General features: G+C 49.0%; 34 protein-coding genes and 1 tRNA gene. 6 read left to right on the forward strand and 29 right to left on the reverse strand.

Annotated features, from left to right (window positions below):
• Positions 1-42 precede the first annotated feature (42 nt).
• The 27 genes from LQ777_RS10900 to LQ777_RS11030 form a co-directional block, all read right to left on the reverse strand.
• A complete protein-coding gene (locus LQ777_RS10900; protein ID WP_232562549.1) occupies positions 43-264 on the reverse strand; it encodes a hypothetical protein in 222 nt (73 codons plus the stop codon).
• 4 nt (positions 265-268) lie between these two features.
• A complete protein-coding gene (locus tag LQ777_RS10905) occupies positions 269-748 on the reverse strand; it encodes a hypothetical protein (protein ID WP_232562550.1) in 480 nt (159 codons plus the stop codon).
• The gene (locus tag LQ777_RS10910; RefSeq protein ID WP_232562551.1) at positions 735-1592 is read right to left on the reverse strand and encodes a hypothetical protein; all 858 of its coding nucleotides are present in this window, start codon (positions 1590-1592) and stop codon (positions 735-737) included. Before LQ777_RS10910 ends, LQ777_RS10905 begins: the two co-directional genes overlap by 14 nt.
• The gene (locus LQ777_RS10915; protein ID WP_232562552.1) at positions 1592-1858 is read right to left on the reverse strand and encodes a hypothetical protein; all 267 of its coding nucleotides are present in this window, start codon (positions 1856-1858) and stop codon (positions 1592-1594) included. The genes LQ777_RS10910 and LQ777_RS10915 overlap by 1 nt, the downstream gene beginning before the upstream one ends.
• Before the next feature lie 84 nt (positions 1859-1942).
• Positions 1943-2341, reverse strand: coding sequence for a hypothetical protein (locus tag LQ777_RS10920; RefSeq protein ID WP_232562553.1), 399 nt, complete (start codon positions 2339-2341; stop codon positions 1943-1945).
• A 41-nt stretch (positions 2342-2382) separates the two neighbouring features.
• The gene (locus LQ777_RS10925) at positions 2383-2730 is read right to left on the reverse strand and encodes a glucosaminidase domain-containing protein (RefSeq protein WP_232562554.1); all 348 of its coding nucleotides are present in this window, start codon (positions 2728-2730) and stop codon (positions 2383-2385) included.
• Positions 2731-2792: 62 nt separating this feature from the next.
• A complete protein-coding gene (locus tag LQ777_RS10930) occupies positions 2793-3227 on the reverse strand; it encodes a hypothetical protein (protein WP_232562555.1) in 435 nt (144 codons plus the stop codon).
• 10 nt (positions 3228-3237) lie between these two features.
• A complete protein-coding gene (locus LQ777_RS10935) occupies positions 3238-3801 on the reverse strand; it encodes a C40 family peptidase (RefSeq protein WP_232562556.1) in 564 nt (187 codons plus the stop codon).
• Positions 3708-4409, reverse strand: coding sequence for a hypothetical protein (locus LQ777_RS10940; RefSeq protein ID WP_232562557.1), 702 nt, complete (start codon positions 4407-4409; stop codon positions 3708-3710). The genes LQ777_RS10935 and LQ777_RS10940 overlap by 94 nt, the downstream gene beginning before the upstream one ends.
• A 3-nt stretch (positions 4410-4412) precedes the next feature.
• Positions 4413-4607 (reverse strand): hypothetical protein, encoded by a 195-nt coding sequence (locus LQ777_RS10945; protein ID WP_232562558.1) that lies wholly within the window; start codon positions 4605-4607, stop codon positions 4413-4415.
• A 23-nt stretch (positions 4608-4630) separates the two neighbouring features.
• Positions 4631-5596, reverse strand: coding sequence for a DUF6712 family protein (locus tag LQ777_RS10950; RefSeq protein ID WP_232562559.1), 966 nt, complete (start codon positions 5594-5596; stop codon positions 4631-4633).
• 2 nt (positions 5597-5598) lie between these two features.
• Positions 5599-6873 carry a hypothetical protein gene (locus LQ777_RS10955; RefSeq protein WP_232562560.1) on the reverse strand — a complete coding sequence of 425 codons (1275 nt, stop codon included), beginning with the start codon at positions 6871-6873 and terminating at the stop codon, positions 5599-5601.
• Positions 6874-6875: 2 nt separating this feature from the next.
• Positions 6876-7178 carry a hypothetical protein gene (locus tag LQ777_RS10960; protein ID WP_232562561.1) on the reverse strand — a complete coding sequence of 101 codons (303 nt, stop codon included), beginning with the start codon at positions 7176-7178 and terminating at the stop codon, positions 6876-6878.
• Positions 7179-7197: 19 nt separating this feature from the next.
• Positions 7198-7566: a hypothetical protein gene (locus tag LQ777_RS10965; RefSeq protein WP_232562562.1), complete on the reverse strand. Its 369-nt coding sequence runs from the start codon at positions 7564-7566 to the stop codon at positions 7198-7200.
• On the reverse strand, positions 7538-7933 hold the full coding sequence (locus LQ777_RS10970; RefSeq protein ID WP_232562563.1) for a hypothetical protein: 396 nt from the start codon (positions 7931-7933) through the stop codon (positions 7538-7540). Before LQ777_RS10970 ends, LQ777_RS10965 begins: the two co-directional genes overlap by 29 nt.
• Positions 7930-8376 (reverse strand): M15 family metallopeptidase, encoded by a 447-nt coding sequence (locus LQ777_RS10975; protein WP_232562564.1) that lies wholly within the window; start codon positions 8374-8376, stop codon positions 7930-7932. The genes LQ777_RS10970 and LQ777_RS10975 overlap by 4 nt, the downstream gene beginning before the upstream one ends.
• 108 nt (positions 8377-8484) lie before the next feature.
• Complete coding sequence (locus LQ777_RS10980) at positions 8485-9156, reverse strand: hypothetical protein (RefSeq protein ID WP_232562565.1); 672 nt, start codon at positions 9154-9156, stop codon at positions 8485-8487.
• Positions 9149-10030 carry a DUF4747 family protein gene (locus LQ777_RS10985; RefSeq protein WP_232562566.1) on the reverse strand — a complete coding sequence of 294 codons (882 nt, stop codon included), beginning with the start codon at positions 10028-10030 and terminating at the stop codon, positions 9149-9151. The genes LQ777_RS10980 and LQ777_RS10985 overlap by 8 nt, the downstream gene beginning before the upstream one ends.
• A gap of 270 nt (positions 10031-10300) precedes the next feature.
• Positions 10301-10708 carry a hypothetical protein gene (locus tag LQ777_RS10990; protein ID WP_232562567.1) on the reverse strand — a complete coding sequence of 136 codons (408 nt, stop codon included), beginning with the start codon at positions 10706-10708 and terminating at the stop codon, positions 10301-10303.
• Positions 10702-11181 carry a hypothetical protein gene (locus LQ777_RS10995; RefSeq protein WP_232562568.1) on the reverse strand — a complete coding sequence of 160 codons (480 nt, stop codon included), beginning with the start codon at positions 11179-11181 and terminating at the stop codon, positions 10702-10704. The genes LQ777_RS10990 and LQ777_RS10995 overlap by 7 nt, the downstream gene beginning before the upstream one ends.
• Before the next feature lie 5 nt (positions 11182-11186).
• Positions 11187-12014, reverse strand: coding sequence for a hypothetical protein (locus tag LQ777_RS11000; protein ID WP_232562569.1), 828 nt, complete (start codon positions 12012-12014; stop codon positions 11187-11189).
• Positions 12015-12375: 361 nt separating this feature from the next.
• Positions 12376-12455, reverse strand: a tRNA-OTHER gene (locus LQ777_RS11005).
• 137 nt (positions 12456-12592) lie between these two features.
• On the reverse strand, positions 12593-12793 hold the full coding sequence (locus LQ777_RS11010) for a hypothetical protein (protein ID WP_232562570.1): 201 nt from the start codon (positions 12791-12793) through the stop codon (positions 12593-12595).
• The gene (locus LQ777_RS11015; protein WP_232562571.1) at positions 12790-13149 is read right to left on the reverse strand and encodes a hypothetical protein; all 360 of its coding nucleotides are present in this window, start codon (positions 13147-13149) and stop codon (positions 12790-12792) included. Before LQ777_RS11015 ends, LQ777_RS11010 begins: the two co-directional genes overlap by 4 nt.
• Positions 13146-13394, reverse strand: coding sequence for a hypothetical protein (locus LQ777_RS11020; protein ID WP_232562572.1), 249 nt, complete (start codon positions 13392-13394; stop codon positions 13146-13148). The genes LQ777_RS11015 and LQ777_RS11020 overlap by 4 nt, the downstream gene beginning before the upstream one ends.
• Positions 13395-13665: 271 nt before the next feature.
• Positions 13666-13866, reverse strand: coding sequence for a hypothetical protein (locus tag LQ777_RS11025; protein WP_232562573.1), 201 nt, complete (start codon positions 13864-13866; stop codon positions 13666-13668).
• A gap of 45 nt (positions 13867-13911) precedes the next feature.
• Complete coding sequence (locus LQ777_RS11030) at positions 13912-14208, reverse strand: hypothetical protein (protein ID WP_232562574.1); 297 nt, start codon at positions 14206-14208, stop codon at positions 13912-13914.
• Positions 14209-14268: 60 nt separating this feature from the next.
• Here LQ777_RS11030 and LQ777_RS11035 point away from each other — a divergent pair, with 60 nt between their 5' ends.
• The 3 genes from LQ777_RS11035 (at position 14269) to LQ777_RS11045 (ending at position 16787) form a co-directional block, all read left to right on the forward strand.
• On the forward strand, positions 14269-14562 hold the full coding sequence (locus tag LQ777_RS11035) for a hypothetical protein (RefSeq protein ID WP_232562575.1): 294 nt from the start codon (positions 14269-14271) through the stop codon (positions 14560-14562).
• Positions 14563-14737: 175 nt separating this feature from the next.
• Positions 14738-15178, forward strand: coding sequence for a hypothetical protein (locus tag LQ777_RS11040; protein ID WP_232562576.1), 441 nt, complete (start codon positions 14738-14740; stop codon positions 15176-15178).
• 358 nt (positions 15179-15536) lie between these two features.
• On the forward strand, positions 15537-16787 hold the full coding sequence (locus LQ777_RS11045) for a phage integrase SAM-like domain-containing protein (protein ID WP_232562577.1): 1251 nt from the start codon (positions 15537-15539) through the stop codon (positions 16785-16787).
• A 170-nt stretch (positions 16788-16957) separates the two neighbouring features.
• Here LQ777_RS11045 and LQ777_RS11050 read toward each other — a convergent pair whose 3' ends face one another.
• Positions 16958-17389 carry a response regulator gene (locus LQ777_RS11050; protein ID WP_232562578.1) on the reverse strand — a complete coding sequence of 144 codons (432 nt, stop codon included), beginning with the start codon at positions 17387-17389 and terminating at the stop codon, positions 16958-16960.
• A gap of 65 nt (positions 17390-17454) precedes the next feature.
• On the reverse strand, positions 17455-19962 hold the full coding sequence (locus LQ777_RS11055; RefSeq protein WP_232562579.1) for a PAS domain-containing protein: 2508 nt from the start codon (positions 19960-19962) through the stop codon (positions 17455-17457).
• A 321-nt stretch (positions 19963-20283) separates the two neighbouring features.
• Between LQ777_RS11055 and LQ777_RS11060 the strand changes: the two genes are divergently transcribed.
• The 3 genes from LQ777_RS11060 to LQ777_RS11070 all read left to right on the forward strand — a co-directional run bounded on the left by LQ777_RS11060 (position 20284) and on the right by LQ777_RS11070 (position 22756).
• Positions 20284-20808, forward strand: coding sequence for a recombinase family protein (locus LQ777_RS11060; RefSeq protein ID WP_425276947.1), 525 nt, complete (start codon positions 20284-20286; stop codon positions 20806-20808).
• A gap of 35 nt (positions 20809-20843) precedes the next feature.
• Positions 20844-21650, forward strand: a complete 807-nt coding sequence (locus LQ777_RS11065; RefSeq protein WP_232562581.1) for a hypothetical protein — start codon at positions 20844-20846, stop codon at positions 21648-21650.
• A gap of 251 nt (positions 21651-21901) precedes the next feature.
• Positions 21902-22756 carry a hypothetical protein gene (locus tag LQ777_RS11070; RefSeq protein ID WP_232562582.1) on the forward strand — a complete coding sequence of 285 codons (855 nt, stop codon included), beginning with the start codon at positions 21902-21904 and terminating at the stop codon, positions 22754-22756.
• Positions 22757-22769 lie beyond the last annotated feature (13 nt).

Genomic DNA, 22769 nt, shown 5'->3' on the forward strand with positions numbered 1-22769 from the left:
GCGCTATCGACCCGCTGGGGAAAGGACCCGAATAAGGGCTATCTATCGCTTAATCCAGAAACGGTAGCGATCCATCGACAGGACGCGACGCCGAAGGGGTTTCTCGATGACTAAATTTTGCCAGACGGATTGATAGACGAGCTGGGTTCTGATCAGGACGCTTCGACGGCGTCGGGAGAAAAGAGCAACCCCGCAAAAGTACACCATCACCAGTGGGCCTAAGATCAGCCAGGTAAGCCAGAAAAGAATTTTTTTGCGAAGCATGGGGTCAAAGATAAATTCGTAACACGTCGTTAGCCTGTAAGGCCAGTCGAAGTTTGACTTCGTAGCCCTGGGTCGATTCGAGCGTCATCATGGTTACGGGTTCCAGCGCCGTGGTGTTATACTCGTACTCGACGTTTTCGGTCAGCTGGTGCTCCTGCCGGAGCTTGTGGGCAATTGAAAGCGCGATGGCTTCGGCGTCATTAAAGGCCGCTTCGATAGTCTCCTGCTTGCTGTAGTTGCTTTTGCAAAACACGTAAAAGGTGACATTAAACCAGAAGTAAAATTGCTCGGCTCCGTTGTCGTGCAGTTTGTAGGCCGGGCGCATGACAAACACCGCCGGGAAAAAGCCTCTGGTGCTGACGGATGCCGTCATCAGTTTCTCCATCTGATCGCCGTCGGATTGCATCACGGTACCCGCCCCGTCCGGTACGATCTCTTTGGCCAGCGGCTCAAAGTAATTCCAGAATAAATTAGTGCTGTTCATGGGCTTGCTGGCGCTCGATCTGATCGGCGCGGTGTTCTTCTAGAAACAGTAAAACTTCGTGGGCGTTGGCCTGCTGGGTTTGTTTGAGGTTACCAAAGATACCCTTTTCGGCCAGCAAATGGGTGTTCTTGATAAAGCCCTGACCCGTATAGGATTCGGCTGAGCCGGCGTTTTTCTTATCGTTAGCATCGAAGAGCGTGTACTTGCCCAGTACGGCCTGGATGGTGCTGGCCACAAATAACAGCACGCTTAGTTTGTGCTCGAAGGGTACTTTCTTCAAGCGCCGGACCCGCTCGCGCACGATGAATTCGTTGTAGCGCTCGCGGTGATCGCCGTCCCAGTCCGGATGGCTCAGCTGATCAGCAGGCCGGGCCGGTCGGCAGGCCGTGGCCACCAGGTAGTCCAACTCTCCTTCGCCGGCTTCCTGCTGGGTGATGTATGCCTGCAGGTGTACATACAGATCAGTCAGCTCGCCGTAGCTAACCGATACAAAACCGGGTTCAGGAAGTAGCCATTCTACTTTGTCGACTGTGATGGTCTTGAAAGGTTGCTCGGTCATTGGCTGCTGCCATACCCATCGGCTCATAAATACCAGATCGTGCAGGGCAACCGCGTTTTTCTTCCGGACGGCTTCCGGTAAGTTGGGGTTAAAATGCTTCTGGTGGAGCTTTTTCCAGGCTTTAGGTTTGATGCCCAGCAGGGCCTGCAGTAACTCGTGGTACATCTTGCCGTTTTCGGGCGTCAGGTAAACCAGCCGGATCAGTTTGGGCAACTGATCCGGGCTGACTTCGGCCCAGTTCTGGGGGAAGGGGTAGCTCACCCCGTCGAGCTGGATGGTGCGCATTACTGAAGGGCTTTTTTGATTTGGTATTCCTTCAGATCGACCGTGAACTGGCTCACCAGGGCGGCAATAATGCCCGCCACCGTAGTGACGCCAGTGGCTACCATTTCGATGCTGTCGGGAACGATCACCCCTTTAGCCTCCAGTCCCAGAATGGTACCGGCAAATGCAGCCAGGATCACCCCGACGTTCCGCACCTTCTGAAACAGTTTCGGCGTGGGCGCTGTCAGTCGCTGGGCCAAACTCAGTTCATCTTGCAAATCATTCATGGAAATTAATTGGTTTGGTTAAACAATAGAGTTACTCGTAGTTAGATACATATGGCCAGCAAGTAGAAACCAAAAAACCGCCCCCTAAAGGACGGTTTCGTAACACTTACATTTAGATCGTTTGCCGTAGCGCTTTCGCAGCTTGACCCAGTCGCCGGTTTTGTAGTGAAGCCAGACGGCCCGCTCGACATCAATATCGCGTCCGCCATCGCCGTCGTAAATGCTGAGCACAAAGCGTTCCGGGTGATGGGTGGTTTCAATTTTCAGGTGGGAGTACTTTCCATCCTGGACAACGACGGTTCTGTGTTCGTCCCAGGCTGGTGAATGATATTTGTCGACGAGCTGACCACTCGTCTCAATGTCGGTGCCCTGGGCGCAATCAACCAGGTGGTAGATGAGAAAGCCGATGCCTACAGCGATCAGCAAGGCCAGGGCAATACCGCCCAGGGTGTCGGTGTCAATATTTCTTAGCGTTCCGCTCACGGCTGATCAGTCGTTTTGTCTAGTAAAAAATGAGTGCTCTTTTATCGCCAGGTGCGATTTACTTCAGCTAGTGAGGTGCTCAGCTTGGCACTATAAGCCGGGTCTTCAGCGTAGTGCTTGACAATCCATCGGCGGAACGCCCGCTCATCGGTCAGGCCATATTTAGTGCAGATGTTGTATTCCCAGGCTTGATAGTCGGCCATCATCATTTGTGCGCTGGCATACTCACCGTAGCCCTTCCGAACGCACTTTTGAAAGCCTCGGCTGTTACGCCGGAATCCAAACCAATTGTGGGTTTTCATCATGTGCCGTGAGCTAAAGTGCCCCGTCTCCAGCACCGCAATGGCGACCGCCGTTTCAGGATAGAGTAGCTCGGCTTCGGTAATCATTCGAACAGGATCGCCCCAACGTCGGACTAATCGCTCAGCCCGCCTGCTCTTCGTTGGGGCCGTTAGGGGTTTTCAGGACTGACCACGATCTTACTGGCTGAGCCGCTCTGCTTGACCAGCAGCTGCTCAACCTCTTGGAGTGACACCAGATTCTGCATTAGTGATTGCCGCTTTTTGTTGAGCTTGGTTTCCAGCTGCTGGTTCTGCTTTTGCAACAGGGCGTTCTGCTCTTCCAGATAGGCTTTTTTCTTTTTACGGGCTTCAAAGCTGTAGCTCAGACTGTCGCTGATGGCGTTGGGCAGGGTCATTGTTACGGCTTCCGTGTCGATGATCAGACTGTCAAGCTCGGCACGCGAGAGCGTATCGGCCCGAATCGAATCGGCTACCGACTCAATGCCAACGGCGTTATTGAGCTGGCCCCAGGGTCGAGCTACCACCAAAGCCAGCAGGCCCATCAGTAGCCCTGCCAGCACGTAGAGGTGAATGGATTGTTTCATGCGTTACGGTTTAAAAAGTGATGCGGCTGACAACGATCATTTCGCTTTTCAGTCGCTGCTTCAAAAAGACGCCTTCACCCGATCCGTTGGGGTTAGAGGTATTGCCCCCGATCACCCAGCAGTAGTTTTCATTGCTCGGCCAGTTGACAATGACTTCGACGTGATTGATGCGCTTGCTTTTAAAGCGAAACAAGGCCAGATCGCCCGCCAGCGGCACCCGACCGTTTACGGGCCGGTTATTGCGCCAGACGATGACGCTGACGGGTAGTGACCAGTTGGCGGCAATGGCTGGCCCTTTGACCCCGTGTTTGACGCTGGCCGTAACAAAGACGTGGTGACAGAACAGACCGCACCAGAGGCTTCCAGGACCATAGCCGTAAGGCTTCATAAACAGCTCATACGGTTTGCCCCGATTCTGGCCCTCTTCCCTAATGCCAACGTAGAGAACTGCCGCCTGGGTGACGGCTTTGCGCTGGTCGACTACCGACCGACGCTTACTGTCTGCGGTAGATTGACCAGAAGCAGGGCTATAAACAAAAGACAGAGCCCAAAAAAGGCTAACAAGAAGACGCATAACCGTTGGTAGGACGTTAACTCGTGTTTGATGGTGGTCATCATGTCTGGCCCGTTTTGAGTGTCCGGCCTAAAAAAGCGAAACAACTCAGGCCAGAACAGTCGAAGCAGCGCCAGGCTGGCCCCCAGAATGAACACCAGCCGAAAGCAGGCCGTCCAAAGCTGAGTCATCGTGTTGGAAAAGATCAGCTGACCAGGCCGCTGCTCAGCGGTGGTGTAGGCTGTATAGTCGGCCAGCGCGTAGAAAGCCACAAAGGCAACGGCCAGCCCGCCATACAGGCTCAGCAGGTAGCGGGAGTGGTTCAGCCATCGCACTAGGCTGGCCAGCACGCTGGCTATGATCCCCGATTTTGGTGCTGGTTCTGGTTCGTAAATTGGTAGGGGTTCACTTTCTCTGATCTCCTGGCCAGTGGCTCGATCAACTACTGTGATCACCGACTTTGGTGCTGGTTCGTTGACTGGTTCGGGATCATTGTTTGCTGTCGCTGACCAGGCCGCTGCTGCCATCTGTTTAAGCATAGCATCCGTTGGCAATCCGTTTCCCTCGTTTCCAGCAGGCTGCTCACTGGCAGCCCGCTGGTCATCCGCTTTTTTGCGTTTGAAATCCATTAATTACAACGTGTCTAAAAGGTTGGTCAATGTCTTCTGCGCTTCTTCACCCTCGGTGCGCAGCAGCTTACGAAACGCCCGGCTGATGGCCACTTTCTCGCCCAGGTCGTAACCGCTTTCGGTTAGGTGGTTCATAATTTCCTGAGCCGCTTCATCGGTGCTTAATTTGTCTTCTTGTGGGTTGCTTGCTGGTAACATGATTAATTGATTGGTAAAAAAAATTAGAGGATTACGTGCGCGGTATTGGTAAAGTCATCGGCAACGACCGTCGTGCTGCTGGTCTGTAGCCGCTGGTAGTAGGAGGGAAAAAGCAGGGGTGTCGATACCTGGTCCAGATAGCTGGTGATTCGATCCAGCCGGGTCTGGGCATCGCGGGCAATGGTCAGCCGTAAATTGTTGCGCTGGTCTTTGTCGGCGGCTACTTCTTCGCCCCCGGTACCATCTTTCTGCCGGCGTTCAGCCAGGCCGATCTCGGAAAAGGAAAGCGGCAGGTAGGGCCAGGCTTTGTCGATGGCCAGGTAAGCCACGGCTTTTCGGACCAGGCTGATCAGCTGCTCTTCCTGAAAACTCCAGGTCGAGCGGGGCGTCCGCCATTTCTGCTTGAGTACCTGGTAGAGCTGGGGCGTCAGGGTCGTGGCGATCAGCTCGTCTTCGATCTCTTCGATATGGACCAGCAGTTTCTGAAAAAAGCGGTAGTTGCGCCCCGCCATCGGTACCAGCTGACCCAGCTCGTCGGCAGAGCGAACGAAGTGCTGATTGCGGGTCCGGTAGCCTTCTGAATCGACCCAGGTATCGGGCCGCACGGCCTCCAGCTCGCGCCAGAAATACTCCAGCGACCAGTCGAGCATTGACAGGTTCGCGTCCCGGCTGTCGACGTACTCCCACTTGGTGACCGCGATGGTTGTGTTGGGCGTGCTTTTCATCATGCCCAAATCGCTGATGCGGAATTTCTGGTGGGGGAAAGCCAGTACGAAGCATTGCCAGGCCATACAGCTCTGGGCCAGCCAGAGCAGTTCCTTGTAGGTGGCCTGGCTGGCCTGATCGCTTTTCAGGAAAGTAAAGAGATCGACGCCCACTTCAGCGCGAAACCAGCGCTCCGCGTGACGGGCGAACGGGTTAATCGTTTCCAGGCTCATGTTGGCCTGCAGACTACCCAGCTGCTCTTTTAAAATGTCTTCGGTCAGCATGGTTAGTTGTGGTTGGTGACGGCCTGGGTGCCGGTCGGGTTGACATCGAGCGTGGTGATCTGCACGCCCGAAAAGCTGGGCACAATGTCTTTATAGCCCATCAGCCTGAGTGCGCACTGGATGGGTTCAAGTAGCAGTACATGGTGAACGGGCGTTCGGAAGTGCTGCTGAAATTCGGCCATGACCCGAATCTGGGAGCCCGAATCGTTGCCCTTGCCCGGATTGACGCCCGCCAAGGTAGGCAGAATGCCAGCAGCGTTCGCAATCGAGACGTTGGCCATCTCCCACACTTTGGAATAGGCATCGTCCGACATCTCGTTTTTTAAGGGCACCACGTCGATGGCGTCGTTGGGTTTGCCGTCGTCACCGCGCAGGTATTTCAGTACGAGCGTTTTGTTGACGTTCTTGGTGCCCGACATCCAGCTCGACAGGTTCTCGCCGAACGTACGCCATTTGGCCGCTATCTTCTCCGGCGCCAGGGGCTTGCCGCCTTCGGTATCGTAGTAATCCTTGGGCATTTTGACCAAGTACTTGATGTTGTAGCCGTTGGTAATGCCTGACGTGTGGAAGACAGGGATCAGGTTCGCCAGCTGAATCCATTCCGCCGCCCCCCACCAGGAAGGGAACGCATAGTGGGGATTACCCGACTGGTGCTCCCTGGAGTGAAAAAAGGAGACAATATTGGCTTCCGGATCACGCGGATTGAAGGCCGGTACCGGCTCGGAATCGCGGGGCCGGAAATAGGCAAAATCACCGAAGAACGGATTATAAAAATACTTTGGCTGCAACCGGGTGCTGTTCTGATCGATGCGGGCGCTGTAGCAGTCGACCACGCTCAACAGGGGCAAACCATCCATCTCCAGCTCGATGCGGGTGAAGTGGTTACCGTTGGTGACGCGCTCATTAATGGCCCCGACCGCGTAGCTGGCCAGCCGGGTCTTGATGGCCCATTCGGTGAGCTGCTCGTCGATGTAGGGAATCAGTTGTAGTTTGCCGTCGACAATCTGCCGGCGGTTAAAGCTGATACCCGTGCCGTAGATCATGTCCCGATTAGAATCGAGCAGGGGCTTGATCTGGTTGTTTTTCTGCACCAGCACGCCCATCGTGTTGGGCTGGTTGTCGGCCACGCCCCAGGGTACGTGATCGAGGCCGTTACCGATCACGCTGTAAGTCGACCCATAGGCATGGTCGCGGCCTACGCGGTCGGTCAGTTGCAGAATAGCCGCTGAGTGAGTTCGTGACGTGACCAGGGCCACGTCTTCGTTAATCCATTCCATACTTAAGACTGGTGGTTGATTCGCTGGCCGTTGTAGTAGAGCAGCCGGTCGATTGAGATTTCGAAGTGTTTTTTGGTCGCCACGTTATAGAGCAGCAGCACGAAGTTCAAACTCACGTTGCCCCGGTAGCCCCGCTCGCCGACCTGGCGGCTCTGGCTTTTGGTGACCAGTAGCTTTTCGCCCAGTGTGCCATCGCGTTTGCAATAGATCACCGAGAAGACGTGTGGCGTACCGTCGCCCCGAATCTCCTGGTGGATATCGGCAAAGACGGCCCGGCGGCTAATGCGTTTGTTTGAGCGTACCATAGGACGAAGGTGGCACGCGTCAGGGCCTGCAGGAAGGACAGAATTTCTTGTAAAGCAGGTAGCCCGCCCCCAGCCGCAAGGCCCAGAGTTGGAACTGACTGGCCCTATACTTCCGGCGGTAGCGGCCCAGCTGCTCTTTGGTGTTAAAGAGTTCGATCTGGATGTTGCCGATCTGCTGCTGGGCCTGGATGTAAGTCGTGGCCAGCCCATCGCGCTGGCTTTCCCGTTCGGTGAGCTGGGTCTGCAGCTTGCCAATTTTTAGGCGGGCAAAGTGCAGGGCCGTCAGGCTGTCAAGAAGGGGCTTTGCGTTTCGGACAAACTGCTGCACTACAGCAGCGCTGTCGGTGGGCAGACCTGGCTTATTTGCCGGAGCGATTCCGGTCAGCATTGATTGCCCCATTAATGAGCTGCATGGCATCCAGATCAGACAAGCCAGCATTTTCGCGTAAAGAGTCCTGTTCATCACGTTCGAGAAGTACATTGTTTAGGGAGTCGATGCGGCCCTGGAGTTTCCAGATCCTGACAGCCGCCACTGTTGAGTCCGCCTTGCGCTGAGCCGTCAGCACGGTGGTTAGTGTCGTGTTTAGCTCGGCGGCTGGTGATTCTTCCTTTGGCGTCAGCAGACCCACCAACACGGCGATGGTGACGGCTGTGATCACGCTGACGGTGATCTCGCGGAACAGATTGGCGCTGGTACCAAACTTGGCGTAGGTGCCCTGCAGGAAGTGGGCCAGAGTGATCAGGTGCTTGATCATTTCTTGCCCACCCGTTTTTTCCAGTCGGTCAGCTCGAAGTGCGGTAGATCGATCAGCGTTTTGAAGTTGCCGCCCCAGGTGATGTTCTTGTTCTGCAGCATCAGTTTGGCAAAGCGCTGGAAGTGTAGGGCGCTCCAGTCCGACTTGCCGGATTTGTCTTTGAACGCCACATCGAAAGCCAGTGATGGGTTGTAGTTGTGCGCTGATTCGCCAGGCCGGGCGTTGGTTACTTTTTCGTCCGCTTCGTCGATCTTACCGTCGCCGTCGTTATCGATCTTATCGGTCAGCTGATTGTAGAGTTTCAGTTGCTCTTCGTTGGAGCGGAAGGTGCAGGAAAGAAACGGCGTTGGCGCGTCCGGGTAGACAGCGCAGTACTGGGCTTCAGCCTTGCCAAAGGCATAGGCTAAAAGCGGGTGCAGGTCTTCAATTGAGCGAGAAGGCATTGGTCTGTTTTTGGTTGACTGACCAAAATTCACCTGGTAAATGCCTGCTGGAAAGGACGTAAAAAAGCCCGCCGATTTGGGCGGGCCTTAAAGTTGAGTAACCTAATATCAGACTTGTTCTTGTCTTCGCTTTGACTCGGTATCCCGCTGCTTTTGCTCAGCTTCATTGCGCTCGATATCTCTCTGTTGCTTTTGCTCAGCTTCGATGCGCTCGATAGTCAGCATAGAATGGTGCATTTGTCCGAAATTAAATACGTTAGAAACTAAGTTCGGTACGATAAACAACCCCCAGAACCCTAAAAAGGAGACTATAGCTACAAGCGACCCGTTAACTGTGTTGACTATCAGATCATTAGTTGATTTGAAGTTGTATTGATTTAAAAAATTAACAGAAAAGGCCACTATGAATGCAGCTAGCTGAAGTAAAATTGAGAAAGCGAAGACCCCGCTTAGTTTTTGAAAAATAGACGCTCTTTTGTTTGGTGCCTTTCTGGTCATCGCTTTCAGCAGATTACCATTACCAAAACCAACAATTAGTGCATATCCACCAAGATTGAACCCTAGAAGGTTTGGAAAGACAGCCATTATTTGAGCGACCCAAAAGGTTAGTATCTCATAATAAGATTTTTCCGAGAACTTTGTGATGAAAAGTATTCCTATAGAAAGGGCAATACTGAGTCTAAAGGGATTAGAATCCCTTATCTCACTAAAGTCGTAAGCGCGAAAGATTCCCTTATAGCTAAAAGGGTGATCTCTGGCAATCTGATCACGTTCATTCATCGTTGTTCCTGTATCGTTGCATTACCTCCATAAATATAACATTTTTTAGCCCATCTTCGGAGGTCGCCACCGTTTTATTTTTCTCAGGATGTTCCTTCGTTATAATTCTTCTAAACTTCCCATTTACGTCCTTCACTCTAGCTTGTACCTCACCATTTTCCCTAGCCAAGTCTAAGCCTCCTTTGATTAAGTCTGTATCTAGGTTAATAGTTTCATTTTTGCCTGCTTCAAAAGTGAGATTAGCCTCACTAATATTAGATGCTTTTAATTGAGCGTCAAGCCATTCGGCAGCATCATCTCCTATTTCATCTGAGTTTGTATACGTAACATTTATATATAAGTTTTCAACTTTTTGTGCTTTAAATATTTCTTCAAATATATCTGTTGACTGCTGAATATTTACTGAAAAATCTTCATCGCTACTTACTACTTTTCCTATCGCTTTTGTGAAGAAATCCTGTGCATTTTTAATGGTAAAATCAGAAGATAATTTCAGCGCTAATCTATGAGCTTGTGGCACAAATACGTACTCTGTTTCTTGTTTATTTGGGTATAAACCTTTTTCAAGATTCATAGTAATTTCTTCTCTTGTAATTACGCTGACCCAACTATTATTTTCTAGATCAGTAAACCGCGTAATTCGCCCATAGTAGAACTCTTGACCATCGATGTTTTCAGGAAACATTGTTCTTAGAAATGCTCTTTTACCCCTACCAACATGTTCTGTTATTGTGTTGCTGTAAATGTCTTGGAAAATCTGCTTATAAGCATCTTCGCCTTGACGTCTATTTGATATAAGCTTTATATTTAGAAGCAAATAGGTAAATGGGAATTGCTTAGGTTTCTTAGATTTATCTTTTCGGATAAAAGCCATAATTAATTGAGTGACTATTAAACAAAGTGGATACTTGACTGAAGGACAGTGAACTTGCTGTCGATACAATAATACGATAAGGCATTACCTTGGACAAATTTGAGGTTGATTTTCATCTTACCTTTTTAGAAACAGGTAGACGTCTACACAGCGACAGGTATTAAGTAGTAGTGATACTTAATCGAAGACTACATCTTTCAAGAGTGCAATCTTTTGGTAAAGACGGTTAAAATGGGCGTCACTGAGACGGTTATAACAAAGCTCAGCAGGCTAATAAAGATGAAGGCTGTCGCTAGTAGCAGCCTGAATGGGAACAGTAGTATTTTCATTGAGTGGATACCCATTTTGAGTTATTACGTGGCAGTCGACAAAGGCTCTATTGAGCTTTCCCAGCAGGGTGGTACGGTCGAGCGAATGAATAGCTCGTTTATTAAGCCATTCATAATAGGACCAGGCTATTGACATCGGTAGGGTGTATCGATACTCTTTGTTGGCTGGCCGTTCGGCCCAGTTGTATACCTGCTTTCGGATGCGCTCGTAGTGTTCGGCCAGCTGCATCGCTGATCCCAACATATAAGGCCGGTTGTTGAGATCGGACCAGGCCATGAATGCCTGAGTGCTGTACATATACAGCACGTTTACTTCGCCAGGGGTTAGTTTTAGTTTGATTTTTAGCATTGCTTCTGCATACTCTTGTTCATCTTTTTAAGAAAACCGGGTAGGGGTTCACCCTTTATCGGGACTGGCTCCAGGATTTCAACGTGCTTGCAGTGGAGATATAGCCCACCCTTCGGGCCTTGGGTCAAATGGGCTTCGATATGCACCTTGGCCATCTTACCAAGGCCACCCCAGAGGAAGTTTTTCCGAACTCGATACTTGCAGGTGATCTCCGTTTTTTCTGGGTTGTTGACCGCTTCCAGCAGATCAGAATGAACGGGTACCGTGAAATTGACCCGTAGACCATCGTTGTCCCAGGCTCGCTGAGCGTGATAGCTTACCCAGGTATCGAAACTGAAAAAGCCCAGGCTGACAGGTTCGACAATTTCCCGTTTTGGTCGCTTCTTCTGCTTCTTTTTCGGTGACGGATCGGGCGTGACCACGCTGGGCGAATCCACGCCGGGCGTAGGTATGGCAAAGAGTTCGGTTTGCATAGCGTCTATTGTTTAGGGAAATGAGCTAGAATTGAGCCTACTGAAACGGCTTTGTTCATGCGGCCATTTGTTGATGGCTGACAGGGGCGGTCGTTGATGGGGGGCGCTGTTGAACTTGGAATGCCGTTCCAGGCTTGTTCGGGAGCGGGCGCTGCTGGTGGAGTGCTAGTAAAAGGCTTGCGTTGGGGTTGAACCGTAGCGGGAGTAGGGGCAAGAAATACTTCTGGTGGTATGGTGTCGTAATGGTTGTCAATATGGTAGCAGCGATTGTCGTAAACCTCGACCTGGTGCAGCTTGCCTTCTAAAAACCATTTTCTAATGGTCGGATTTCGCTTGAAATAATCCAGACCGTAATACTGGATTTTCTTTTTAAGGGGTGAGTGACCCGGCACGGTACGGCCCTGTTCCAGATAATCCATGTTCCAGGATTTAATACCCAGATTGTCTGTCAGTAAATCAATTGTCTCGGTGTAGCGGGCTCCAATGTCGCGGGCAGTACTAATCATGTGCCGAGGCATATAGAAGGTTAGCTTGGGTGCCTGATCTGGTTGATTGACCCAAACAGGGTGGCATTCTTTAAGGAAGTTGTGCAGCTCCGCCCAGCGGTAAGCATCAAATAGTAGATTGGAATACAGCCCCCGTAGCTCATGGTCTAGTCCCCGTGGGAACATGGCCCGCTCATCCGCTTTGTCGAAGGAATACCAAACCCAAGGTTTGCCGTTTGGCTTGCTGAGATACTCCTGGGTGTGCGGATGAAAGTGGAGATGAAACTTGAAAAGGGACTGCTGAGGGTCACTAGGACAGCCGGTCGATGGGTGTTTTGCGCGTTGCATGACGAAATTTTCATTTTTCGCGCTTTCTATAGTATATACAGAGATTATACGACATTCTATCGATCTAACGATTTATCGATCTATCGCCTAACTCTATAGAATATTCTATAGAAAGCCGGGGGAAAAAATTAAAAAGTTTGGGCAATATTCTACCAGTCAGCCTTTTAGGGCTGTTTTTTTACGGGGTTGCTTTCTGTCAAATAGACAGGTAATATGTAGCTTCCCCTACCCAACGTATAGCGCTATACGTCGGTATTTTGACCTTTAGGGACCTTGTCAGCGAGGTTAAAGTTTCCGGCCAGTTGTTACACCGACCGGAAAGCTATCCCTTCATGCAAGTGACCAGGTCCCACCCTGATCGCACCGAAGGCAGGATTCGAACCTGCAACCTGTCGCTGCTTCTAGGCGAAGCGACCGCTCTACCATTTGAGCTACATCGGCCCGGATATGGCCCGGTTGCCATCCACTTCGCAGCCGTCCAGGGCTGGACGAGTAGTACCGTAGCTTGAGTGTCTATCTCGACGGTACTTTACTCGCAAAGGCTTGTGGCCCCTTAAAGCCCATTTAAGGGCGTATCGTCACCCAAATAATCGGGTCTGTTCGCTTATTATATGAGTCACCGCTGGCGAATCTCCCGCAAACTGGGCGATCTGGCGGTCAACGTCCGCTTCGATTTCGAGTGCAGCCTTCAGATTGGTCTGAGTTCTGCTTTTGAAATACTTTTTCTGAGCCGTTCGCATCTTAGCTACGGTAACGACAAACGTAATTTCTGGGGTCATGATGTAACAGGACTGGTTTGACGGTTCTGACAGCGGGCTTCGCCGTGGCCGTTGAGGGCTGTTTGCGTCTTAAAGGTGCGACCGCACGAACGACACTGGATAGACTCGGTTTCTACGGATGCTGGCGTTATAGGAGCCGGATCGGTCGCGGCTACCACCGCTGGTTGGTTAGCTAGTTCGGCCTGGAACTGCTCGTAGAAATAGCTCCGCAAAAATTCTAAGGGACTTGTTTTGGCTACATTGGCTCGATAGCCGATTGTCGTTAGTGCCATACGTTGGCGGTGGCCGTCGCCCGGCACTTGGATGGCTTTGTCCAGGATGGACCGCATGTCCTGTAAAATGGCTGTCTGGCTCATGCTGCTAACCGTACCAGTGACGGTGTTTTGAGTGACAGGCTTAACCAGATCAGTACCTTTTTGGTACGTAGCTCGGTAATTTCCTGAGCCAGATTCGCGTAGCTGACGCCCTGGTCGTGGAGCACTTTCTGACAGCGCTGGAGGTGGTCGATCTGCTGTTCGATTTCGTCGATAATCTGCCAGCGATCCGCTTTTGTCAGCTGTTCGAAGCCGACTAAAGCAATGAGTTGGGGAATAGTACGCATGGGAAGGGATAGTTAACTAGGGTTACTCGAAACGTCTACTTTGCCGCCAGTGGAGATAGCCAATCACAATCGCCCAGTAGAGCACATTAAAGCCAATAATCAGTAGAGACGATGTCATATAATTTGTTAGTTAAGGCTTGTTGGTTAAGTGTACCGGGCCGGTGTCCAGCCCGGTACAACTACTTCTATCCACACCATTACCTTCGAAAGCAGGTTCAACGTGCTCGAAGGTCTTCCGTGATAGGGAAGCTTGTCTGTAGCCAAAAGGCTACTATATCTTTTCGGTCGATAGCTCCAGTTCCCGCACACGCTGAGTCTGATATTCGACCAGTGCGTCCCGAAGCGCCGGATCATCGACAAAAAACTGCATCAGTACATTGTTGTCTGGATCGCGGAAACAGATACCGATCTGGGGCATCATCTGTATACGTTCCAGAAAAGCCTGCTCAGTAGGTAGTGTTGTGCGTGTCATGGCGCTGTTGTCTTTTAGTTAACCTTTCCCTGTCACTCCATTCGCTTATGTCACTGATACATTAGTATCAAAATAAAGGCGCACAATGCGCTTCAACTCATCTTCCTGTACTTCGGCAGAGCCGACGAAAAAATCATCGCTAACACCCAGATGGTGCTTGAAAATGACCCCAGCTCGAAAGCTGATTCTACCCAAATCCTTTCCTGGTTTACTTATTGTCTGCCGGTAATGCTCCCACAAACCCACTTCTACCAGATCTGCTTGGATACTTGCCCGTTTCTCTTTTGCGATGGCCGCTGGGAGGGCATCCAGTAGCCTTTCTAGTGGATTTACGTTTGGCATAGAGTACCTATATTGCAATGATTATATTTATTGTTTACCGATAAAAGCTAACTGAGAGTCATGTCGATTGATAAAGCGAGAGCACAAGACTTAGAGAAGTCAATTGAAGAGCTAAGAAATAAACACGTAACCTGGCTAGAACAGCAGTTGCAGGTGAAGGATCAGCAAATCGATGGGTATTTAAAATCGATAGAAAAATATCTGGAAATGATCCAGAACCTGATTGATCAGAACAAGCAGTATGAAGACATAATCCTCCATTTACAAGCCCAGCTTTCAGGGCAGGAGCAAGAAGATATGCAAGCGAAAGAAGCCCAAGCTGAGGATGATATCTCAAACCTGTCTGCACAATAAGCATTTCTCCATTGATCATAACTAGAGTCTATTTAATGCTACCACTTTTACCGTTCACGTATTTTTTTGTCTCACTTTCGATTAAAAACGATGGAAAAACATACCTTTGATATAATTATCACACAATGATAGTTAATTCTAGATTAATAAATTAAACTTTAGAAAAAATATTTTTATGGAGACACAAAATAAAACGGGTTTCTCCGAGAGATTTGAGCAAATAAAAGCTCGGTTTCGGTTGAAAAACAGGGATTTGTCAAGGATGGCGGAGGTATCTGATACGGCCATAAATAAAATAGTTACTGGTGCAACAGAAAGCCCAGATGTTAGAACTTTGACAACTTTAGGTAAAAAATTAAACCTAAGTGCGGAGTGGCTCTTCTATGGCGAAGGTCCGATGATAAAAGAAGAGGTCGTTGAGGATAATTCTTTGAAGAAAGGTCTGCAACTAAGAGACGAACTGATTGCTCAGCTTCAAAAAGAACTTTGGGGAAAGCCTAAGGGTGCCATCTATGGACCACTTTCCAATGATGAGTTAGAGTATCAAACTAGAATGCATGACTATTTGCTGTCTGTTTTCCAGCAGCCGTTTATGCAGTCTATTTTTTTGCACTAGTCGTTGGCAAAGTTGTTGGCACCCTCTTAGCTTACGTGGCTAAGTTGGTCATAATTAACAGTTTAATCTGTAGCGTACTCAATCCCTCGCTCTCTGCAGAACCGACCTTTTTAGTGACCAGATGCCTGATACGAAGCCGTATCAGGCTTTTTTTTTGCCCGTTTTTTAACTATTTCAGACCCATTTTGAAAGTTGGTATCACCCCTGGTATCACCTACATATGACTGGTATCACCTATGTGAAAAACAGATAGTAAGATTCATCCCCTTTTAATCGGGTTTTAATGTGCTTACTGCATGGTCAGCAACTACTGGCCTTGAATTCGTCCGCACCGAGGCTGCACCAAAATGCAGCTTTTATGAAAAATTCAAGAATGGAAATTAGTTTCTTTAGAAGAAGAAGCAAACAACAGGGTAAAGCCCAGCTTTACTGCCGGATCGCAGTCAGCGGGGAGCGGGTAAACATTGGCAGTACGGGCCACACCATCGAGTGGGATAACTGGGACGGCGACAGGGTCACCAAATCGGAATCCGGGTACTATCACATGAATGAACATCTGGACACAATGCGCGATCAGCTCCGGGCACACTACAGCGATCTGTTTCGGAAAAAGGAAAAGATTACGGCGGCCAAGATCAAGCGGCTCTACGAAGGGCAAACCGGCACGGTGAGTCTGCTGTCCGCTTTCGAGTTGTACATGAAGGATTGCAAGACAGATCCCGAGCGTAATCTAACCAAATCTACTATTACTGTTTACGACAATGTCCGAAAGAAGCTGACCGACTTTCTGATCAAAAGAAAGGCAACCGATCTTCTGGTCGAAGACTTTGACTTAGGTTGGGTGAAAGCCTACCGGGCCTGGATGAAAACGCTTCCTCAGTCGGACGGAAAAGCTGGCCACGCTGATAGCTACGTGGCCAAGCAGACGCAGACGATCAAGAACGTGATCATCTGGGCCAAACTCCACAAACTCTCGGATAAAAACCCTCTAGACGGCTACAAAGTGAAAGGTATTGTGTATGACGATCCAATCTTTCTGACCGATGAGCAGTTCATCCAACTGCGCAAGCACCGCTTTTCAAACCCAAGGCTCCAGCAAATCGCTGATGTGTTCATTATTCTGTGCCGAACCGGTTTCCACTATGGTGATCTGGAGGATTTTGTGAAGGAACACAAAACGGCGCTACGTCGGGGCATCGATGGTGAAGTGTGGCTAATGAAATCCCGCATCAAAACTGAGGTCATGATCAAGGTACCCCAGTTCGAGGAAGTAAAGCAGATCATTGGGAAATACGGTGGCTGGGAGAAACTGCCCATGATCAGCCTAGCTAAGTTTAATTTTTACCTCAAACTGGTGGCCGCCGAACTGAATCTGCATCCAGATTTGTCGAGTAAGGCAGGTCGTAAAACATTTACGGACTGGTGCTTCAATACGCTGAACTTGACGACTGATGCAGTACTCGTCTTACTGGGTCGAAAAACAGCCGATGGGCTAGAAGTGTATGGAAGGCCCGATGAAAGGCGAGTAGCCTCGGAGCTAAAGAACAGCAAAGTGCTCCAGCAGAAGAAAAAAGTGTCTGGTGATAACAGGCGTAATAAATCAGCCTAAATAAACGGAAATAGCCCGCTATCGCGGGCTATTTCATGTATATACACTAAAAGTAATTACTACCTTGACTAGCCCGTATAAATGTTTATCATATAGCTCAAGGTTAATAGACGTGACTACAATAAAAAGTCATAAGCGAATGCGGAGCCAATTGAGTCCCCAGTCAGGTACTACTGAAAACTGCGCGGATGCAGGCACCGCCTCCAGTAGGCTACGATCAGACTAAGCTCGGCCTTGAGATCCTCGAAGCTTATGCCTTTCAGGTGATAACCCTGAATAGGACCTTCATAAGCCTGCTCCACGAGCTTTTTGTTGGCCCAGGTCGAGAAATAAACGAAGGGAATAGCCTTCATATGCAGAACAGGATCGGCGGCAATACGATCGCGTAGTTCAAAGCCGTCCATGCCCGGCATGATCACATCGCATAAGATCACCAGCGGTACCTCGTCGGTTGTCTGCAAATACTGCAGCGCCTGCTGGCCATTCCTGAAAAAACGAACCGGGTTACGAATCGAGGCTGCCTGGAGTGCTTTTTCGACCAGGTAGTGATCGTCAACATCATGCTCAATATGAACAATGGGCATCCGATCCAAGGGATCCATTTGGGTAAAATCAACCATGAATAACGAGTAAAAGAAAGACTTGAATTCAAGTGCATGCCTTCGATTCAGTCGGGCAGGTACACACAAAAGGTGGCCCCATGCCCCGGCTGACTGTTGGCCGTGATACCACCACCGTGATTCTCTACCACCCGTTGACAGATCGCCAGCCCTACGCCCGTACCCGAGTAATCGTCCCGGTTGTTGAGCTGCTGAAATACCTGAAAGATACGGTCCAGGTATTTCCCATCGAAACCGATGCCGTTATCGGTCACACTGATCTGATGGTAGAACGAAACGGCGGAGGTACAACGAACATCACTGGGTAGCTCGTTAGCGGAGCGATGAAAGTACTCAACCTGAATCCGGGGCTTTTGTTTGGGCTTGACAAACTTGAGGGCGTTGGCCAGCAGGTTCTCAAACAGCTGGGTCAGCTGCCAGTTGTCGCCCCGGGCCGGGGGTAGATCGGCCACCTCAATCTGAGCGTCGGTTTGTTGAATTGTCCGGTGCAGGCTTGCCAATACACCCGCCATAACCGCCCGCAGCGAAACGGGTCCGAATGCCTGCTGACGGGTCGAGATCAGGGAGTAAGCCAGCAAGTCGCGCACCAACTGGGACATGCGCGCTGCCGCCCTGGCAATGCGGTGTAGATGCTCACCCACCGATGAGTCGGCATGATTGGCGAGCTGTGATCCCAGCAGGTCGCTGAAGGCTTGGATCTTGCGTAAGGGCTCCTGAAGGTCGTGGCTGGCCACGTAGGCGAACTGCTGCAAGTTGTCGTTGGAGCGTTGTAGGTCGTCATTGGCGAGCAACAGTTCCTGGGTGCGGGCCTCAACCCGGTTGTCCAAATCGGCGGCTAACTCCCGGTAGCTTTGTTCGCTTTCCTGCAGCAACTGACGGGCTATGTAAGCGTCCGTAACATCGACCGCCATGTTTAAAATGGCGTACACCTGCCCCTGGCCATCCAGCAGGGGTTGGTAAACAAAGTTGAACCAACGGGTTTGCAACTGGCCCTCAATCAGTAAGTTCGCGGACTGTTCCGTGGTACGGTACGTTTTTGCCGTCGCGTAAACCACGTTCAACAGGGGAATGAAGGGCTGATCGGCGATTTCAGGCAAAGCGTCGATTAGCGGTTGGCCGATCACGGCGTTGGTTTTGCCCCACAGTTTGATCATGGCATCGTTGGCCACCGAAATGAGCAGGTCGGCCGTTTCGTAAACGGCAATGGCAAAGGGGGCATCCGCTACTAGGCTACGGAAACGTTGCTCGCTTTTTTCAATTTCCTGGCGCGCTGCGACTTGTATGGTTACCTCGACGGCCAGAATCAGAACGCCCGTAATTTGGCCATCGACTGCCCGGATGGGAGAATAGCTGAAGTCGAAATACACATCCTCGAGTTTACCTTGCCGGACGAGTTTGGCTAACACCGCCGTCCCATAAAAGGGGGTACCCGTATCGTAGACGTTTTCCAGCAGCGCCATAAAAGGCTGGCCTTCCAGCTCGGGTAGGGCCTCCAGAATAGGTTTACCCACCACCGATGCATCTTTGCCCCATACTTCGAAAATGCGCTCGTTGCCTACCTCGATGACCATGTCACGACCCTTGAGCTGACCGATTGCCATGGGTGCCTGTTCAACGACGCTCCGAAACCGGCTTTCCCGCTCGGCCAGCTGCTGGCGAACGAGGACCTGACTCGTCACGTCAAAGGCCACATTGATGACCCCGTAAATCTGGCCCTTCTCGTCAAGTAGCGGATTATAGGCGTGGTTAAACCAAACTTGTTTTAGCTGGCCGTTCTCGATCACTTGGGCCATGCCTTCCTTTTGAAGGAACGGCTCGCCCGTGTCAAAGACGTGCTGGAGCTGGGCTAGAAAGGGTTGTCCTTCCAGTTCAGGCATCGCCGTGTGCAACGGTTTGCCTTTCACGGAATCGTCTTTGCCCCAGATCGATAGCATGGGGTCGTTGACCTGGTCAATGACCATCTCGCGACCCACAAAGACTGCCGTGGCGGTTGGGGTCGCCATGACCAGGTCCCCAAAGCGGGCTTCGCTGACCCGAAGTTGGTGCTGCAAATGGGCTTCCCGAATCGCCTTCCGACGCGCCGTCAGTAAAGTTACGACCTGTTTGGCCAGAATGTTGAGCGCCCTAAGTTGCCCCTCATCGAGCTGACGCACGGTTGAATCGATGACGCAGAGTGAACCTAGCGTTTGGCCATCCTCGTCGATCAGCGGTTCGCCGGCGTAGAAGACGATACGGGGATCGCCGGTTACCAGTGGATTTTGGCGAAAGCGTTCATCCTGGCGGGCGTCTTCGACAATCAAAGGGGTAGTAAGCAGTAGATTATGAGCGCAAAAGGCATGTTCTCGGGGCGTTTGCCGAAAGGAGAGTCCCCGGTTGGATTTAAACCACTGTCGCGACTGATCGACCAGCGTGATTAAGGCCACGGGCGTAGCGCAGATTTGGGCCGCTAGCAGGGTAATATCTTCGTAGTCTTTTTCGGGTAGAGAATCTAAGATGGCATAGCTATCCAGAGCCGCCAGGCGCTTGGTTTCCTCGTCCGACAAGCGTGTATTCATGAAGGGTACCAGTTACAAGTTAGGTTGGTAAAAATACGCGTAAATCTACTTACGAACAAGGTCAGATTTCGACACGGTCCATGAGCTAGGAACAGTATGAGCCGTAGTTACAAAAGCTCAGGTTCTTTTTGTGAACGTTTTTTATGTTCATCAAAACGCTCGATATACAAGACACTTTTTTGCTACGACGCGACTAGTTATTTGTAGCCCTAAAGTGTAAACCGAACTTGTCAATCATTGCGTGTCTAATATATCACCGTTATATTAGACACTATGAAGATTGGCTACGCTAGAGTGTCCACACTCGACCAGAATTTAGATATGCAATTGAACGCATTGAAAACGGTCGGATGCGAAAGATTCTTTCAAGACAAAATGTCGGGGGCTAGTACGGATCGTCCCCAGCTGCAGCTGATGGTTGATCAGCTGAGGCCCGGTGATGAGGTGGTTGTCTGGAAGCTCGACCGGCTAGGCCGATCCATTACCCACCTAATTGAATTGGTCAATTCATTTTCGGATAAGGGCGTGGCCTTCTCCAGTCTGTCAGATAACATCGACACTAGCACGCCGTCGGGCAAACTAATCTTTCATATTTTTTGCAGCCTGGCCGAATACGAGCGGGCGCTGATCCGGGAGCGAACAATGGCCGGCTTAGCCGCTGCAAAACTTCGGGGTAAAACGGGAGGGAAGCCTAAAGGTTTGACTGAGGAGGCCAAGAACACCGCGCGGGTCGCTGAATCCCTCTACAAAGAAGGGTATTCGATTAAGCTCATCAGCGATCAGCTGAAGATAACCCGCATGACAGTGTACAATTATTTAAAATTTAGAGGAGTAAATATAAAATAAATATATACTAACATTTTTAATGTCATTGTATCCCTATGCCTCAACACTGGAAAGAAAAAGCAACTGTTCAGTCAGCAATAGCGAACGCTTTAGTAGGTATTATACCGGCTACTATTGTTGCAATTGCAGCTATTTTAGTACAAGTACATTACGCCGATAAGCAAATAAAAATTAATGAAGTAGCGGCTAGAAGTCAGGATATCAAAGACAGTCTAAATACAGTGCGCGCAGCAGAACAGTATAAAAATGATAGCCTACTTGCTTTACAACAATTGAAATTAAATCAACTTCAATTTGAACTTGCTGCAATGAAAAGAAAAGATGACATGGAGCAAGGCCGTATATTAGCTGAGATTAACGGAAGTCAAGTTGATGTACTTAAAGCTCAGTTGAAATTTGCTGACAATAACAACCGTGTGGAAGTTTTGAAAAACTTGAATCAATTTGGCCGTAATCTCAAAAAGTATGGAGATGTTGTCAATAGTCAAAAGTTTTATAATAGCTATACAATGAATGATACTCAGCCAATACGGTATATATTGACGTATTTGCAAGAACAATCTAACAATCCTATTCTATTTGAAGATCCTGATTTGCTAAGAGGATTTTATTTAAATATTTATAGGTTTAATTCAACATTGGCGTTTACTTTATCAGCCAAAGATTCTTTACAGAACGACAATATTTTTGATGATTATGAGCATAAAGCTCGTATTGAGTATCACCAGATACGAGAATTTTATGTTAGGCAAAAAGAGTTTTATGAAAGTATGCTGTATAGGTATTTAAAGATTCGAAGTGGACAAAAGATTATAGGCTATGAATTAGAAACCCAGTGGTAGAGTGCTGCTTTGTATAGGCAATAAATCTCAGTTTACTTTTAATCAATCCAGTTTGGAAACCTATAAAGTAATTTGGTTAAGGCTGCCTAAAGGTTTGATGGAAGAAGCCAAGAACACCGCGCGGGTCGTTGAGTCAATGTATACAGAAGGATACCCAACTAAGATGATCGCAAAAAAGTTAAGTCTTTCTAGATAGACAATTTATAAATTCCTGAAATATAGAGAAATACACTTGAATAGCACCATATAAAATGAACTATTACTTAGATACTAATGCGGTTTATAATATAAATCAAATTCCTAGTCAAAAATTGGCTGATTGTTACACATCTTATCTAGCATACTTCGAACTCATTTCCGGTATAAACGATCAGAAAGATTTTCAGAGGAGACAAAGCATACTAAGGAAAGCATCAAACAGTAGAATTAAAGTAGTGTATCAAACCCCCTCTCAAATGATGCATAATAGCTTTAATTTGGGCTACGAAATTGTTCCGTATGAACTTGAAGCCTTGCGAAACCTTGTAAATGTAATTGTAGAAGCTACAGACTTCGCCACTCTACAGCAATCAATAGAATACAATAACATTGACTATGGAATAAGCTATTTTAATAATTTAGACAACATTATTGGTAAGAACTTTGTGGAGGTTACTCAAAGAGGCTATAATAATTACAAAAAAATTTTATTAGAGGGCTGTGAGCCTGTTGTAATAAATGATAAGACTTATGAATTAAGCTCTTTGCCTCAACTCGTCAAGTTTATGAGCAATAGCGACGGACGAAATTTGTTCCGCTCAGCACACATTCAAGGAATTGCTGAATTAATTTTGAATAACCTCAGTACAGAATTGACTAATATAACGATAGATGAGGTTATTCGTAGCTATAATGGAAACATGGATATACATACAGACTCTACTATAAATTACGACATATATAGACTTGGCGCTGGTGGTACACCAGGTACAAATGATCTTATTGATTTGTATCACTTACTGTATGTAAGAAACAATCGTCCTACACGCGTAGTAACCAATGATAAGCTGTTTCGTCATATAAGCCCTGATCTTTGTATAACAATTAGGGATTTTATTAATGGTTGAAAAGTAGAATTAA

Source organism: Spirosoma oryzicola (assembly GCF_021233055.1).
Classification (GTDB): Bacteria; Bacteroidota; Bacteroidia; order Cytophagales; family Spirosomataceae; genus Spirosoma; species Spirosoma oryzicola.

Excerpts from the sequence above, each read along its gene's own strand:
- LQ777_RS10900 (WP_232562549.1), bottom strand. The coding sequence starts at position 264 with ATGCTTCGCAAAAAAATTCTTTTCTGGCTTACCTGGCTGATCTTAGGC.
- LQ777_RS10905 (WP_232562550.1), bottom strand. The coding sequence starts at position 748 with ATGAACAGCACTAATTTATTCTGGAATTACTTTGAGCCGCTGGCCAAA.
- LQ777_RS10910 (WP_232562551.1), bottom strand. The coding sequence starts at position 1,592 with ATGCGCACCATCCAGCTCGACGGGGTGAGCTACCCCTTCCCCCAGAAC.
- LQ777_RS10915 (WP_232562552.1), bottom strand. The coding sequence starts at position 1,858 with ATGAATGATTTGCAAGATGAACTGAGTTTGGCCCAGCGACTGACAGCG.
- LQ777_RS10925 (WP_232562554.1), bottom strand. The coding sequence starts at position 2,730 with ATGATTACCGAAGCCGAGCTACTCTATCCTGAAACGGCGGTCGCCATT.
- LQ777_RS10930 (WP_232562555.1), bottom strand. The coding sequence starts at position 3,227 with ATGAAACAATCCATTCACCTCTACGTGCTGGCAGGGCTACTGATGGGC.
- LQ777_RS10935 (WP_232562556.1), bottom strand. The coding sequence starts at position 3,801 with ATGCGTCTTCTTGTTAGCCTTTTTTGGGCTCTGTCTTTTGTTTATAGC.
- LQ777_RS10940 (WP_232562557.1), bottom strand. The coding sequence starts at position 4,409 with ATGGATTTCAAACGCAAAAAAGCGGATGACCAGCGGGCTGCCAGTGAG.
- LQ777_RS10945 (WP_232562558.1), bottom strand. The coding sequence starts at position 4,607 with ATGTTACCAGCAAGCAACCCACAAGAAGACAAATTAAGCACCGATGAA.
- LQ777_RS10950 (WP_232562559.1), bottom strand. The coding sequence starts at position 5,596 with ATGCTGACCGAAGACATTTTAAAAGAGCAGCTGGGTAGTCTGCAGGCC.
- LQ777_RS10955 (WP_232562560.1), bottom strand. The coding sequence starts at position 6,873 with ATGGAATGGATTAACGAAGACGTGGCCCTGGTCACGTCACGAACTCAC.
- LQ777_RS10960 (WP_232562561.1), bottom strand. The coding sequence starts at position 7,178 with ATGGTACGCTCAAACAAACGCATTAGCCGCCGGGCCGTCTTTGCCGAT.
- LQ777_RS10965 (WP_232562562.1), bottom strand. The coding sequence starts at position 7,566 with ATGCTGACCGGAATCGCTCCGGCAAATAAGCCAGGTCTGCCCACCGAC.
- LQ777_RS10970 (WP_232562563.1), bottom strand. The coding sequence starts at position 7,933 with ATGATCAAGCACCTGATCACTCTGGCCCACTTCCTGCAGGGCACCTAC.
- LQ777_RS10975 (WP_232562564.1), bottom strand. The coding sequence starts at position 8,376 with ATGCCTTCTCGCTCAATTGAAGACCTGCACCCGCTTTTAGCCTATGCC.
- LQ777_RS10980 (WP_232562565.1), bottom strand. The coding sequence starts at position 9,156 with ATGAATGAACGTGATCAGATTGCCAGAGATCACCCTTTTAGCTATAAG.
- LQ777_RS10985 (WP_232562566.1), bottom strand. The coding sequence starts at position 10,030 with ATGGCTTTTATCCGAAAAGATAAATCTAAGAAACCTAAGCAATTCCCA.
- LQ777_RS10990 (WP_232562567.1), bottom strand. The coding sequence starts at position 10,708 with ATGCTAAAAATCAAACTAAAACTAACCCCTGGCGAAGTAAACGTGCTG.
- LQ777_RS10995 (WP_232562568.1), bottom strand. The coding sequence starts at position 11,181 with ATGCAAACCGAACTCTTTGCCATACCTACGCCCGGCGTGGATTCGCCC.
- LQ777_RS11000 (WP_232562569.1), bottom strand. The coding sequence starts at position 12,014 with ATGCAACGCGCAAAACACCCATCGACCGGCTGTCCTAGTGACCCTCAG.
- LQ777_RS11010 (WP_232562570.1), bottom strand. The coding sequence starts at position 12,793 with ATGACCCCAGAAATTACGTTTGTCGTTACCGTAGCTAAGATGCGAACG.
- LQ777_RS11015 (WP_232562571.1), bottom strand. The coding sequence starts at position 13,149 with ATGAGCCAGACAGCCATTTTACAGGACATGCGGTCCATCCTGGACAAA.
- LQ777_RS11020 (WP_232562572.1), bottom strand. The coding sequence starts at position 13,394 with ATGCGTACTATTCCCCAACTCATTGCTTTAGTCGGCTTCGAACAGCTG.
- LQ777_RS11025 (WP_232562573.1), bottom strand. The coding sequence starts at position 13,866 with ATGACACGCACAACACTACCTACTGAGCAGGCTTTTCTGGAACGTATA.
- LQ777_RS11030 (WP_232562574.1), bottom strand. The coding sequence starts at position 14,208 with ATGCCAAACGTAAATCCACTAGAAAGGCTACTGGATGCCCTCCCAGCG.
- LQ777_RS11035 (WP_232562575.1), top strand. The coding sequence starts at position 14,269 with ATGTCGATTGATAAAGCGAGAGCACAAGACTTAGAGAAGTCAATTGAA.
- LQ777_RS11040 (WP_232562576.1), top strand. The coding sequence starts at position 14,738 with ATGGAGACACAAAATAAAACGGGTTTCTCCGAGAGATTTGAGCAAATA.
- LQ777_RS11045 (WP_232562577.1), top strand. The coding sequence starts at position 15,537 with ATGAAAAATTCAAGAATGGAAATTAGTTTCTTTAGAAGAAGAAGCAAA.
- LQ777_RS11050 (WP_232562578.1), bottom strand. The coding sequence starts at position 17,389 with ATGGATCCCTTGGATCGGATGCCCATTGTTCATATTGAGCATGATGTT.
- LQ777_RS11055 (WP_232562579.1), bottom strand. The coding sequence starts at position 19,962 with ATGAATACACGCTTGTCGGACGAGGAAACCAAGCGCCTGGCGGCTCTG.
- LQ777_RS11060 (WP_425276947.1), top strand. The coding sequence starts at position 20,284 with ATGCAATTGAACGCATTGAAAACGGTCGGATGCGAAAGATTCTTTCAA.
- LQ777_RS11065 (WP_232562581.1), top strand. The coding sequence starts at position 20,844 with ATGCCTCAACACTGGAAAGAAAAAGCAACTGTTCAGTCAGCAATAGCG.
- LQ777_RS11070 (WP_232562582.1), top strand. The coding sequence starts at position 21,902 with ATGAACTATTACTTAGATACTAATGCGGTTTATAATATAAATCAAATT.